This is a genomic window from Mycobacterium asiaticum (assembly GCF_001673635.1).
GTDB classification, from domain to species: Bacteria; Actinomycetota; Actinomycetes; order Mycobacteriales; family Mycobacteriaceae; genus Mycobacterium; species Mycobacterium asiaticum_C.
This window is the reverse complement of sequence record NZ_LZMH01000086.1, coordinates 1-13,396: the sequence shown is the minus strand read 5'-3', so window position 1 is coordinate 13,396 and position 13,396 is coordinate 1. Positions and strand designations below refer to the sequence as shown.

Sequence of the window (13,396 nt, the reverse complement as noted above, 5' to 3'; positions counted from 1 at the left end):
TTCGGACAAAAAGCTGAGTGAGGTTTCATGGTTGAGGTCGAACGGCACGCCTACGACGTGGTCGTGATCGGTGCCGGCGGCGCAGGGTTGCGTGCCGTCATCGAGGCGCGCGAACGCGGCCAGAAGGTGGCGGTGGTCTCCAAGTCGCTGTTCGGCAAGGCGCACACCGTGATGGCCGAGGGCGGCTGCGCGGCCTCGATGGGTAATGCCAACGCGAAAGACAACTGGCAGACCCACTTTGGCGACACCATGCGTGGCGGCAAGTTCCTCAACAACTGGCGGATGGCCGAGCTGCACGCCAAGGAAGCACCCGACCGGGTGTGGGAGCTGGAGACCTACGGCGCGCTCTTCGACCGCACCAAGGACGGCCGGATCAGCCAGCGCAACTTCGGCGGCCACACCTACGCGCGGCTCGCCCACGTCGGCGACCGCACCGGCCTGGAACTGATCCGCACCATGCAGCAGAAAATCGTCTCGCTGCAGCAGGAGGACTTCGCCGAGTTCGGCGATTACGACGCACGCATCAGGGTATTCGCCGAGTGCACGATCACCGAGCTGATCAAGGACGGCTCCGATGACGAGGGGCGGATTGCCGGTGCGTTCGGTTACTGGCGGGAGACCGGCAAGTTCATCTTGTTCGAGGCGCCCGCGGTGGTGCTGGCCACCGGCGGGATCGGTAAGTCGTTCAAGGTGACCTCCAACTCCTGGGAGTACACCGGCGACGGGCACGCGCTCGCACTGCGGGCCGGCGCGACGCTTATCAACATGGAGTTCGTCCAGTTCCATCCCACCGGCATGGTGTGGCCCCCCAGCGTGAAGGGGATTCTGGTCACCGAGGGTGTCCGCGGCGACGGTGGTGTGCTGAAGAACAGCGACGACGAACGGTTCATGTTCGGCTACATCCCGGCCGTGTTCAAGGGCCAGTACGCCGAGGACGAGCAAGAGGCCGACGCGTGGCTCAAGGACAACGACTCGGCCCGTCGTACCCCGGACCTGCTACCCCGTGACGAGGTGGCCCGCGCCATCAACTCGGAGGTCAAGGCCGGCCGCGGCACGCCGCACGGCGGGGTCTACCTCGACATCGCGTCCCGGCTCTCCGCCGAGGAGATCAAGCGGCGGCTGCCCTCGATGTACCACCAGTTCAAGGAGCTGGCCGGTGTCGACATCACCAAGGAGCCGATGGAAGTCGGACCCACCTGCCACTACGTGATGGGCGGGGTCGAGGTCGACGCCGACACCGGCGCGGCCAAGGTGCCCGGGCTGTTCGCCGCGGGCGAGTGCTCGGGCGGTATGCACGGCTCCAACCGGCTCGGCGGCAACTCGCTCTCGGACCTCCTGGTGTTCGGACGGCGCGCCGGCATGGGCGCCGCCGACTATGTGCAGGCGCTCCCCAACCGGCCGGCCGTTTCGCAGGAGGCCGTCGACTACGCCGCCAAGCAGGCCCTCAAGGTGTTCGACCCGCCGGCCGGCGGCGCCGCGCCGGAGAACCCGTACGCCCTGCAGCTGGACCTGCAGCACGTGATGAACGACCTGGTCGGCATCATCCGCAAGGAAGACGAGATCACCAAGGCGCTGACGCTGCTGGACGAGCTCTGGAAGCGTTACCAGAACGTGCAGGTCGAGGGGGGTCGCGAGTACAACCCCGGCTGGAACCTGGCGATCGACCTGCGCAACATGCTGCTGGTCAGCGAGTGCGTGGCCCGGGCAGCGCTGGAACGCACCGAAAGCCGTGGCGGCCACACCCGCGACGACCACCCCGGCATGGACTCCAGCTGGCGCAACACGCTGCTGGTCTGCCGAGTCAACAACGCCGAGGTGGACGGCCCGCACATCGACATCAGCCGCCAGGAGCAAGTGCCGATGCGGCAAGACCTGCTTGAGCTCTTCAAAATCTCGGAGTTGGAGAAGTACTACACCGACGAAGAGCTCACCGAGCATCCGGAACGGAGAGCGTAATGGGTTACAACGCGAGCATGCGGGTCTGGCGCGGCGACGACACCGGCGGTGCGCTCGAGGAATTCACCGTCGAGGTCAACGAGGGCGAGGTGGTGCTCGACGTCATCCACCGCCTGCAGCAGACTCAGACCCCGGATCTCGCCGTGCGCTGGAACTGCAAGGCGGGCAAGTGCGGATCCTGCTCGGCGGAGATCAACGGTAAGCCGCGGCTGATGTGCATGACCCGGATGTCGACGTTCGAGGAGAACGAGGTCGTCACGGTCACCCCGATCCGCACCTTCCCGGTGATCCGCGACCTGGTGACCGACGTGTCCTTCAATTACGAGAAGGCGCGCGAGATCCCGTCCTTCGCCCCGCCGAAGGAGCTGCAGCCCGGTGAGTACCGGATGGCACAGGTCGACGTGCAGCGGTCGCAGGAGTTCCGTAAGTGCATCGAGTGCTTCCTGTGTCAGAACGTCTGCCACGTCATCCGTGACCACGAGGAGAACAAGCAGGCGTTCGCCGGACCGCGTTACCTGATGCGGATCGCCGAGCTGGAGATGCACCCGCTGGACACTCTGGACCGGCGCAACCAGGCGCAGGAGGAGCACGGCCTGGGCTACTGCAACATCACCAAGTGCTGCACCGAGGTCTGCCCGGAGAACATCAAGATCACCGACAACGCGCTGATCCCGATGAAAGAACGGGTCGCGGACCGCAAGTACGACCCGATCGTCTGGCTGGGTAACAAGCTGTTCCGGCGGTAAGCACCAACCGTTGCGGAAAAGCGGGCTGACGACGCCGCCGAGATCGAGCAGCGAATCAGGACGTAACAACAGAAACTGAGCGAGCGCCCCTAGACGCCGAGCCTGCGGAAGGCGCTGCGGTGGAACACGATCGGTGTCACCTCCGCGTCGACGGTGACCTCACTGACCCGCAGCACCACGATGGTGTGGTCCCCGGCGGGGATCATTTGCTCGATCGCGCTCTCCAACCACAGCGCGGTGCCTTTGATGAACACGGCCCCGGTCTCGCTGGACACCGTCTCCAAACCAGCGAACCTGTCCCCGGTCTTCGCGGCCAGGGTGCGTGCGGCCTCGTCGTGGGTTTCGCCGAGCACGCTGATACCCAGCGTCGGCACGCCCTTGAGCTTCGGCCAGGTCGTCGAGGTGTTCTGCACACAGAACGACACCAGCGGCGGTTCCAGGGAGACCGGCACGAACGTGCTGGCCGCGAGTCCTTCCCGGGCACCATCGACTTCAGCGGCGATCGCCACCACACCGGACGGAAAATGACCGAAGGCCTCACGCAGTGACAGTGGCGTCAGATTGTTATTCGAACTCACCGACTTCATTCGCCCTTCGCGCCGAGAACGGGATTCTCCGTTTCGAGCCTACCCGGTGCATATCCATGTGCGGCAGCCACATCCGGGTGCGCGCGGAGCCTGCTCTTCCACGCGTTCCGGCCATAGATGGAGTGGATGGGGTCAGCCGGATCCTCGGTGCGGGCGGTCCCGGCGGACTCCAACTCGGCCGGCAGGGACAGCACCGGCAGCTGCGCGTCGAGACGCGGATTGAAGAAGTAGGGCACCGAGATCCGGTCCGAGGTCGCGGCACTCAGATCCACCCGGTGCTCGGTGGCGCGTAAGTAGCCGCCGGTGGCGACCTCGAGGAGTTCGCCGATGTTGACGACGAACGCGCCGCGGACCGCCGGCACGTCAGTCCACTCGCCCTGCGGTAGCCGAACCTGCAATCCGCGGCTGTCCGGCTCGGCCAAAAGCAGCGTGAGCACCCCGGAGTCCTTGTGGGCACCAACCCCCTGAGTGTCTGCCGCTCGGGCCGGATACCGCACGATCTTGATCAGCGTCGCGGGCGCTTCGGCGAATGCCTCGTCGAACACCTCCGGCGAGCTGCCCAGCGAAGCCGCCCAGTGCCGCAACAACCGGCGCGACACCTCGGACAGCACGGCATCCCATTCCGCGACAATCCCGGGCAGGTCGGGCAGAGCCGCCGGCCATTGATTGGGACCCTGCAGCCACAGGTAATCGGGACGGCCGGGACCGCCGATAGACGCACGCTCGGGTCCGATGTCGATCTGCTCTCGCCAGTCGACCTGGCCGCGGGTCAACTCACCGCCCAGCCGGGTGTAACCGCGGAAATGGGGGCTGCGCACCATCGCGACGGCGTCCTTGTCGGCCTGCGGCAGTGCGAACAGCCGACGGGCCGCATCGAGCACCCGGGCTGTCAGCGCTTCGGGCACGCCGTGGCCGGTGAGATAGAACAAACCCACCCCGTGCGCCGCCTCGCGCAGGCGGGTGCGCAGCAGGGCCGAATCGGCCCGCAAATCCACTACCGGAAGTGTCGTGACGGTCCCCACATCGCTCCTCGGATCAGGCCATCGCCGCAGGTGAGGTGGTGTATTGGGACCAGTGTGACCGCTATCCCAACCGGTTGGTTAGTTAGCCAGTGAAATATAGCTCACACTCGCTTGCGTTGAAGTTACCGATCGGTATATTTTAACTGTGTTACTGGTGGGTAACTTAGCCCTAGTACCCAACCACAAGTGGCATTCTCAATGAGGAGGACCCTAAGTGAGCCACTACAAGAGCAACGTCCGTGACCAGGAATTCAATCTCTTCGAGGTACTGGGCGTTGACAAGGCATTAGGTCAAGGCGATTTCAGCGAACTGGACGTCGACACCGCCCGCGAGATGTTGGCCGAGATCAGCCGGTTGTCCGAAGGTCCCGTTGCCGCCTCGTTCGTCGACGGCGACCGCAACCCGCCGGTGTTCGACCCCGCCAAGCACGAGGTGACCCTGCCCGAGTCGTTCAAGAAGTCCGTCAACGCGGTCATCGAGGCCGGCTGGGACAAGGCCGGTCTGGACGAGGAACTCGGCGGCATGCCGATGCCCCGCGCGCTGATGTGGGCGCTGCACGAGCACCTGTTGGGTGCCAACCCGGCGGTGTGGATGTACGCCGGCGGTGCCGGTTTCGCCCAGATCCTGTACCACCTCGGCACCGAGGAGCAGAAGAAGTGGGCCGTTCTGGCCGCCGAGCGCGGCTGGGGTTCGACCATGGTGCTCACCGAGCCGGACGCCGGTTCGGACGTCGGCGCCGGGCGCACCAAGGCCGTCCAGCAAGAGGACGGCACCTGGCACATCGACGGGGTGAAGCGATTCATCACCTCGGGTGACTCCGGTGACCTGTTCGAGAACATTTTCCACCTGGTCCTGGCCCGCCCCGAGGGCGCCGGCCCGGGCACCAAGGGTCTGTCGCTGTTCTTCGTGCCGAAGTTCCACTTCGACCCCGAGACCGGCGAGCTGGGCGAGCGCAACGGCGTCTTCGTCACCAACGTCGAGCACAAGATGGGCCTGAAGGTCTCGGCCACCTGTGAGCTGTCCCTGGGCCAGCACGGCGTGCCCGCCAAGGGTTGGCTGGTCGGCGAGGTCCACGACGGCATTGCGCAGATGTTCGAGGTCATCGAGCAGGCCCGCATGATGGTCGGCACCAAGGCCATCGCTACGCTCTCGACCGGCTACCTCAACGCGCTGGAATACGCCAAGTCCCGCGTCCAGGGTGCCGACCTCACCCAGATGACCGACAAGACGGCGCCGCGGGTGACCATCACGCACCACCCCGACGTCCGCCGGTCGCTGATGACCCAGAAGGCGTACGCCGAGGGCCTCCGTGCTCTGTACCTGTTCACCGCGACCTTCCAGGACGCGGCGGTCGCGGAGACGGTGCACGGCGTGGACGCCGAGCTGGCCGCCAGGATCAACGATCTGCTGCTGCCGATCGTCAAGGGTGTCGGCTCCGAGCAGGCTTACGCCAAGCTCACCGAGAGCCTGCAGACCTTCGGTGGGTCCGGCTTCCTGCAGGACTACCCGATCGAGCAGTACATCCGGGATGCCAAGATCGACTCGCTGTACGAAGGCACCACCGCCATCCAGGCGCAGGACTTCTTTTTCCGCAAGATCGTCCGCGACAAGGGTGTGGCGCTGGCCCACGTGTCCAACGAGATCCAGCAGTTCGTCGACAGCGAGTCCGGTAACGGGCGGCTGAAGAGCGAGCGCGCGCTGCTGAGCAAGGCGTTGACCGACGTCCAGGCGATGGCTGCGAGCCTGACCGGCTACCTGATGGCCGCTCAGGAAGACGTCACCAGCCTCTACAAGGTCGGCCTCGGCTCGGTGCGGTTCCTGATGAGCGTCGGCGACCTGGTCATCGGCTGGTTGCTGCAGCGTCAGGCCGCCGTGGCCATCGAGGCACTGGATGCCGGTGCCACCGGTGCCGAGCGGTCCTTCTACGAGGGCAAGATCGCCGTGGCGTCGTTCTTCGCGAAGAACTTCCTGCCGTTGCTGACCAGCACCCGCGAGGTGATCGAGACGCTGGACAACGACATCATGGAGCTCGACGAGGCTGCTTTCTAAAGATCAGCACAAAAATCCCCCGCTTTCCTGTTGGAGGCGGGGGATTTTTTTCCACGCCGCGGACGTATGCGAGGTTTCAGTTTCGGCAAACGCCGAAGAGCATGACCCTGAAATGCAAAAGACCGCCGCTGGATCCCCTCACTCCAGCGGCGGCCTTTTCCGTACGCCCGTCTCCGCTGACCGGCGGTCGATCTAGGGATTGCCCCGCGTTGCCGTCGGGGTCGGGGGGTCAGACACCAACACGGGGCTATCCGGACTAGCGAGTACCCAGATGCTGTCTCGAATAACCACCCGATTGAAAATTCTCTCGAGTTGATTTTGTCCGGCCGCTCAGGCCTCTAGGATCGCTGCCACGCCTTGGCCGCCGGCGGCGCAGATCGAGATCAGCGCCCGCACCGTGCCCGAACCCTTTGCCTCGCGCTTCTTCTCGGCAAGCTGCTTGGCGGCCTGGGCGAGGATGCGTCCGCCAGTGGCGGCGAACGGATGCCCGGCTGCCAGCGACGATCCGTTGACATTGAGCTTGGACCGGTCGATGGCACCCAAGGCGGCGTCCAAGCCCAGCCGTTCCTTGCAGTACTCCTCGGATTCCCAAGCCTGCAGGTGGGCCAGCACCACCGAGGCGAACGCCTCGTGGATCTCGTAGAAGTCGAAATCCTGCAGCGTCAAGCCGTTACGGGCCAGCAGCCGCGGAACGGCGTACGTCGGCGCCATCAGCAGCCCGTCGCTGCCGTTCACGTAGTCCACCGCAGCGGTCTCGGCGTCCACGAAGTAGGCCAGCGGCGACAGCGAGTGCGCCGACGCCCACTCTTCGGTGGAAAGAAGGGCCACCGAAGCACCGTCGGTCAGCGGCGTCGAGTTGCCCGCCGTCATCGTCGCGTCACCGTTCTTGACGCCGAACACCGGCTTGAGCTTGGCCAGCTTCTCCACCGTGGCGTCGGGACGCAGGTTGTCGTCGCGGTAGAGGCCGAGGAACGGGGTGACGAGATCGTCGAAGAAGCCTCGGTCGTAGGCGGCCGCCATATTGCGGTGGCTCGCCACGGCGAGCTCGTCCTGGTCGACACGCTTGATCCCGAGTTCCTTGGCGGTGATCGCGGCGTGCTCACCCATCGACAGGCCGGTGCGAGGCTCGGAATTGGCGGGCAGGTCGAGCCCGAGGTTGGCGGGCAGGGCGCCGAGCAGCTTCGCACGCTCCAGGTTCGACTTGGACCGGCGCACCTTCAGCAGGGTGCGGCGCAGGTCCTCACCGAGCCCGATCGGCGCATCCGACGTGGTGTCCACGCCACCGGCGGCGGCCACCTCGTAGCGTCCCGCCGCGATGCCGTCGGCCGCGGCGATGGCCGCCTGCAACCCGGTGCCGCAGGCCTGCTGCAGGTCGAATGCCGGCGTGTAGGACGAGAGTTCGGAGCCTAGGACGCACTCCCGGATCAGGTTGAAGTCGCGGCTGTGCTTGAGCACGGCGCCGCCGACCACGGCGTCCAGCCGTTCACCGGTCAGTCCGAACCTGTCGACCAGGCCTTTCAGCGCGGCGGTGAACATGTCCTGGTTGGACGCCTCGGCATAGGCTCGGTCGGATCGGCCGAACGGGATCCGGTTGCCGCCGAGCACGGCTACCCGCCGCCGGCCCGGGGAACTCTTCTGAGAAGCTTTGGTCTTCGGCTCAGAGCTTGCAGGGGCCACGTTTTGTCTCCGCTAGTCAGTTGTGAGGGTCATTTTGGGGTACCCGCGTTGACGGCAATACTACCCACTGTTCTTACTCTGAAGTAAGTTCGTCCCGGATACGGTGCCTATACCCGGCCCGCTCGACATGGAAGGCAGGATCAGTGGCCCCCAAGCGCTCGTCCGATCTGTTCACGCAGGTTGTCAACTCCGCTCCCGGCTCGTTCCTGGCGAAGCAACTCGGCATCCCTCAACCCGAACCGCTGCGCCGCTACAGCCCCGATGAGCCGCCGCTGCCCGGATCGCTGCTGATCGGCGGCGAAGGCCGGGTCGTCGAGCCGCTGCGGGCCGCCCTGGACGCCGACTACGACCTGGTCGGCGACAACCTGGGTGGCCGCTGGGCCGACTCGTTCGGCGGGCTGGTCTTCGACGCCACCGGGATCACCGCTCCAGACGGCCTGAAGGCGTTGCACGACTTCTTCAACCCGCTGCTGCGCAACCTCAAGCACAACGCTCGCGTGCTGGTCATCGGAACCACCCCGGAGGCCGCCGGCAGCACCGACGAACGGATCGCTCAGCGCGCGCTGGAGGGTTTCACCCGCTCCCTGGCGAAGGAAGTGCGCAACGGGACCACGGTGAACCTGGTGTACCTGGCGCCGGACGCCAAGCCGGCCGCGACGGGCCTGGAATCGACCGCGCGGTTCATCCTGTCGGGTAAGTCGGCTTACGTCGACGGTCAGGTCTTCTATGTGGGCGCCGAGGACGCGGCCCCGCCGGCCGACTGGGACCGCCCGCTGGAGGGAAAGGTCGCGATCGTCACCGGCGCCGCGCGGGGCATCGGCCGGACCATTGCCGAGGTCTTCGCCCGCGACGGCGCGCGCGTGGTCGCGATCGACGTGGAGTCCGCCGGGGACGCCCTGGCCGAGACCGCCAGCAGCGTCGGCGGCACCCCGCTGTGGCTGGACGTCACAGCCGAGGACGCCGTGGACAAGATCGCAGCGCACCTGCGCGACCACCACGGCGGTCGGGCCGACATCCTGGTGAACAACGCCGGCATCACCCGCGACAAGCTGCTGGCCAACATGGACGACGATCGCTGGAACGCCGTTCAGGCCGTGAACTTGCTTGCCCCGCAACGGCTTACCGAGGGCTTGGTGGACAACGGCACCATCGGTGAAGGTGGCCGGGTGATCGGGCTGTCCTCGATGGCCGGCATCGCGGGCAACCGCGGTCAGACGAACTACGCCACCACGAAGGCCGGCATGATCGGGCTCACCCAGGCTCTGGCTCCGGCGCTCGCCGAGAAGGGCATCACGATCAACGCGGTTGCGCCCGGGTTCATCGAGACGGAGATGACCGCCGCCATCCCGCTCGCCACTCGCGAGGTGGCCCGGCGGCTCAACTCGTTGTACCAGGGCGGCCAGCCTGTCGATGTTGCCGAAACCATTGCCTACTTCGCCAATCCGGCGTCGAACGCTGTTACCGGCAACACCGTGCGGGTCTGCGGCCAGGCCATGCTGGGCGCCTAGTCATCGAGTGAGAGGGAAGCAGTGAACCAACCAAGCGGCCTGAAAAATCTGCTGCGCGCGGCTGCCGGCGCGTTGCCCGTGGTCCCGCGCGGCGACCAGCTGCCCAAGCGCACGGTGACCGTCGACGAACTGACCATCGACCAGTCCAACGTGGCCGCCTACGCGGCGGTCACCGGGCTGCGCTTCGGTAACGATGTCCCGCTGACCTACCCGTTCGCGCTGACCTTCCCGTCGGTGATGTCGTTGGTGACGTCCTTCGATTTCCCATTCGCCGCAATGGGTTCCATCCATATGGAGAACCACATCACCCAGCACCGGCCGATCGGCGTCACCGACACGGTGAGCGTGCAGGTGCATGCGGAGAACTTGCGTGAGCACCGCAAGGGACTGCTGGCCGACATCGTCACCGACGTCAACGTCGGCAACGACCTCGCCTGGCACCAGGTGACAACCTTCTTGCACCAGCAGCGCACCAGCCTGTCCGACGAACCCAAACCGCCGCCGCAGAAGCAGCCCAAGCTGCCGCCACCCAGCACGATCCTGCGCGTCAGTCCGAGCCGGATCCGCCGCTACGCCGGCGTCAGCGGTGACCACAACCCGATTCACACCAACCCGATCGCCGCCAAGCTGTTCGGCTTCCCAACCGTGATCGCGCACGGAATGTTCAGTGCGGCAGCGGTATTGGCGAACATCGAGGGCCGGCTGCCCGATGCCGTGCGGTACTCGGTGCGGTTCGGCAAGCCGTTGGTGCTGCCCGCCACCGCCGGCTTGTACGTCGACGAGGTCGGCGACGGCTTCGATATCGCGCTGCGCCATATCGCCAAGGGGTATCCGCACCTGACCGGGACGCTACGGGCGCTGTAAGTTCGCCCAGCGGTGTTCTACCCAGCTGTTCACGGCGTGCGCCGCGGTGGCGGTGAGCAGGAAGAGCAGCAGTAACCAGATCGGCGGGCGGGCCAGCTCCCACACGAACAGGGCGGCCCAGATCGGCGAACCCTGCGTGACAGCCAGCACCCCGGCGGCACCGGCCAGCGAGACCGTCGGCACATGCAGGTGCGTACCGGTGGCCGCGTTGATCGCCAGGACCAGTAGCGAACCGGCCGCCGCGCCGGTGGCCAACGACGGCGTGAGCAACCCGCCGGCGCCGCCTGCGCGCAGAAACAGCCCGGTCAGAAGCGGTTTCAGCACCAGGATGGCCGCCGCAGCCGTCAGCGTCATGCCGCTTGCGAGGCTGGTGGTCAGAATGCTCTTGCCGTTGCCGGGCAGTTCGGGCCACCAGTGCGCACAGACCCCGGTGGTCAGCGCCGCGGCCGCCAGCGCCGGGGTCAGCAGCCAGCTACGGATCTGGTGTCGGGGCTGCGACGCCTTGATGATGCGGTTGAACGCCATGCCCACCGCGCAGGCCACCGGCGCCAACATCAACCCGTGCGCGGTCAGCAGGTACGTCGATTCCAGGCTGGGCCAGGCCAGTTCGGGCCGGTCGTGCGTGACCGCCGAGCCGACGGCAACCGCCAGACTCGAGGTGATCAACGCCGCCCCCACCGCGCGCGGCTGCCAGGTGTTCAGCAGAATCCGCAGCGTGAACAGGGCACCGGCCAGTGGCACCGCGTAGACGGCACCCAATCCGGCGCCGGCCGCGCTGGCGAGCAGGATCTCCCGTTCGGCCGCAGAGAGCCGCCGAAGCCATCCGGTGCTGAAATCGCCTAGCACAGCCGCGAATTGACGTGGCGCGCCTTCTCGTCCGAGAGATGCGCCGGAGCCGACCAACACGATCTGCAGCAGGGCGTCGATGCTCCACGCCATTCGCGGTATGCGTTCGTGTCGGGCGATGGTCCCGGCCAACGGCGGCACCTCGTTGCGGCGTCGCAGCAGCCACCAGCCCAGGCCGGCCAGTGCGGCGCCCACGGCCGGCGCCAACGCGCGCCGCAGCGGGCCGGCGCCGGTCACCCCGGCCAGCAGCGAGCCGAAAGTGTAGTGGTACGTGAGGTGTTCGACGAGACGCAGCACCAGCGTGGTGCACAATCCGGCCAAGCCGGCCAGCAGACCGACGATGACAACGGCGCAGAAGAAGTCCAGGTTGGGGTTGCGCCGCACGCCTGCCGACCTTACGGCGTCGGGGTGGCCCACCGCTATCGTCCGGGCACTCCCCGCAAACCCACCCAGAACAGGTCGATCATCATCTCGGCCGCCGCGTCGACCCCGATGTCACCGGCGGACAGCCGGGTGGCCACCGCCTCACCCGCGCCCACCAAAGCCACTGCCATGATTTCGATTTCGGCGTCCGACCGGGGACTGCGGGTACCGGCCCGCACCAGACCGGCCACCAGGTCGATGATCTGCTCGCGGCCTTCACGAACCGTGTGGGCGAAGGCCTGCGAACTGGTGGCCTGGGTGTACATCACGATCCACGATGCCCGGTTCTCGTCGATATAGCGCAGAAACCCACCAATGGTGTTGCGCAGCATGTCTTTCGGGCTCTGGGTGAAGTCGATCTCGGCGCGCACCCCATCGATGAACCGGTTCATCTCCCGGTTCAGGCACGCACCGAACAGATCCTCCTTCGAGCCGTAATAGAGGTACAGCATCGGTTTGGAGATCTGCGCCTCGGCGGCAATGGCGTCCATCGAGGTCTCGTGATAACCGTTGACCGAGAACATCTGTACGGCGGCGTCGAGCATTTGCTGTTCCCGGACAGCACGCGGCAGCCGCTTGGTACCACCAGCCATCGTGCGCCTCCCTTAGCCTGTCTATCTGACTCTAAGGTAGGGAGTGGGCTAGCGGCCACAAGTCGCGTTGACACGCTTCATCGCCGCGACCCGGACCAGCGACTCGTCGATTCGCTGCACCGGCAATTCGCCCGCGTTCACCGCCTGCTCGAGCCGGTCCAGGACGGCCGGCACTTCCTTGGTGGTGATCCACAATGCGATGTCGGTGCCTGCCTGCAGGGTTTTCAGCACGGCCTCGGTCACGCCAAACCGGTCGGAGATCGCGGCCATGCTCGACAGGTCGTCGCTGAACACCGGGCCGTCGAACGCCGGCCCGCCGTAACCGGTTCCGGTTCGCAGGAGCTCAACTGCTTTGGGACTCAGACTGGCGGGATCGCTGCCGGTCAATCCGGGCACCTGCATGTGACCGATCATCACCGCCACCGGCGCCGCCTGCAGCAGGGTGCGGTAGGGCACCAGGTCGTTGCCGACGAGATCGGACAGCGGCGGCGTGGTGACGCCCCCGGTGTGGGAGTCGCCCGACCCGTGGCCATGCCCGGGGAAGTGCTTGAGCACCGGCAACACGCCGGCATCGCGCAGGCCCTGCGCATAGGCGCCGGCCCAGGTGGTCACCTTGACGGGATCGGGGCCGAACGAACGGTCACCGATCACCGTGTCGTCGGGCGCGTCGGTGACATCGACGACGGGCGCGAAATCGACGGTGATACCCAGGTCCTTCATCTTGCGGCCGCGCTCGGCCACCAGGTCGTGGACCTGGGTCGGTGTCATCGTCTGACCCATCTCCTTGGCGGTGGGCCCCCGGCCGCCCAGCAGGGTGCGCAGGCGAGACACCCGGCCGCCCTCCTCGTCGACGCCCACCGCGAGCGGCAGCGGCGTGGCCGCGTGCGCGATGTCGCTCAGCGGACCGGGCAGCATGGTCAGGTCGGTGTCGCTGTCGATGATGATGCCGCCGACGTGAAAGTCGGTGACGACGGCTCTGGCGTCGTCAGCGTTCTTCACCCCGACCATCAGCAGCTGGGCGAGCTTGTCGCGCAGGTTCGGGATCGCCGCCGGGACCGCGGGCGGATCGGCGCACACGCGCCGTCCTTGCCGCTGCATCGGCGCTGGTGGCGGGCTGCCACGGC

Annotated in this window: 11 protein-coding genes; 5 read left to right on the top strand and 6 right to left on the bottom strand. The window is 66.6% G+C overall.

Annotated features, from left to right (window positions below; all coding sequences use genetic code 11):
• Positions 1 to 27: 27 nt before the first annotated feature.
• Both A5645_RS26610 and A5645_RS26605 read left to right on the top strand, forming a co-directional pair.
• Positions 28 to 1,956 carry a fumarate reductase/succinate dehydrogenase flavoprotein subunit gene (locus tag A5645_RS26610; RefSeq protein ID WP_065036136.1) on the top strand — a complete coding sequence of 643 codons (1,929 nt, stop codon included), beginning with the start codon at positions 28 to 30 and terminating at the stop codon, positions 1,954 to 1,956.
• Positions 1,956 to 2,702: a succinate dehydrogenase/fumarate reductase iron-sulfur subunit gene (locus tag A5645_RS26605; protein WP_036351510.1), complete on the top strand. Its 747-nt coding sequence runs from the start codon at positions 1,956 to 1,958 to the stop codon at positions 2,700 to 2,702. The genes A5645_RS26610 and A5645_RS26605 overlap by 1 nt, the downstream gene beginning before the upstream one ends.
• A gap of 89 nt (positions 2,703 to 2,791) precedes the next feature.
• Here A5645_RS26605 and A5645_RS26600 read toward each other — a convergent pair whose 3' ends face one another.
• Together A5645_RS26600 and A5645_RS26595 are read right to left on the bottom strand one after the other, a co-directional pair.
• Positions 2,792 to 3,280: a flavin reductase family protein gene (locus tag A5645_RS26600; protein WP_065036142.1), complete on the bottom strand. Its 489-nt coding sequence runs from the start codon at positions 3,278 to 3,280 to the stop codon at positions 2,792 to 2,794.
• 5 nt (positions 3,281 to 3,285) lie between these two features.
• Positions 3,286 to 4,311 (bottom strand): isopenicillin N synthase family dioxygenase, encoded by a 1,026-nt coding sequence (locus A5645_RS26595; RefSeq protein WP_065131645.1) that lies wholly within the window; start codon positions 4,309 to 4,311, stop codon positions 3,286 to 3,288.
• 214 nt (positions 4,312 to 4,525) lie between these two features.
• Between A5645_RS26595 and A5645_RS26590 the strand changes: the two genes are divergently transcribed.
• Positions 4,526 to 6,361, top strand: a complete 1,836-nt coding sequence (locus A5645_RS26590) for an acyl-CoA dehydrogenase (RefSeq protein ID WP_065036138.1) — start codon at positions 4,526 to 4,528, stop codon at positions 6,359 to 6,361.
• A 330-nt stretch (positions 6,362 to 6,691) separates the two neighbouring features.
• On the opposite strand, the gene A5645_RS26585 is transcribed toward A5645_RS26590, so the two are convergent.
• A complete protein-coding gene (locus A5645_RS26585; protein ID WP_065033868.1) occupies positions 6,692 to 8,038 on the bottom strand; it encodes an acetyl-CoA C-acetyltransferase in 1,347 nt (448 codons plus the stop codon).
• Positions 8,039 to 8,181: 143 nt separating this feature from the next.
• Between A5645_RS26585 and A5645_RS26580 the strand changes: the two genes are divergently transcribed.
• Both A5645_RS26580 and A5645_RS26575 read left to right on the top strand, forming a co-directional pair.
• A complete protein-coding gene (locus tag A5645_RS26580; RefSeq protein WP_065131644.1) occupies positions 8,182 to 9,546 on the top strand; it encodes a 3-oxoacyl-ACP reductase in 1,365 nt (454 codons plus the stop codon).
• 21 nt (positions 9,547 to 9,567) lie between these two features.
• A complete protein-coding gene (locus tag A5645_RS26575; protein ID WP_065131643.1) occupies positions 9,568 to 10,410 on the top strand; it encodes a MaoC/PaaZ C-terminal domain-containing protein in 843 nt (280 codons plus the stop codon).
• Here A5645_RS26575 and A5645_RS26570 read toward each other — a convergent pair.
• The 3 genes from A5645_RS26570 to A5645_RS26560 all read right to left on the bottom strand — a co-directional run.
• Positions 10,396 to 11,640, bottom strand: coding sequence for a chloride channel protein (locus A5645_RS26570; RefSeq protein WP_172830619.1), 1,245 nt, complete (start codon positions 11,638 to 11,640; stop codon positions 10,396 to 10,398). The genes A5645_RS26575 and A5645_RS26570 overlap by 15 nt on opposite strands.
• A 35-nt stretch (positions 11,641 to 11,675) precedes the next feature.
• Positions 11,676 to 12,272 carry a TetR/AcrR family transcriptional regulator gene (locus tag A5645_RS26565; RefSeq protein ID WP_065033864.1) on the bottom strand — a complete coding sequence of 199 codons (597 nt, stop codon included), beginning with the start codon at positions 12,270 to 12,272 and terminating at the stop codon, positions 11,676 to 11,678.
• 48 nt (positions 12,273 to 12,320) lie between these two features.
• Positions 12,321 to 13,396, bottom strand: a 1,076-nt coding sequence (locus A5645_RS26560; protein WP_216638341.1) for a glycoside hydrolase family 3 N-terminal domain-containing protein, incomplete at its 5' end; no start/stop codon positions are given.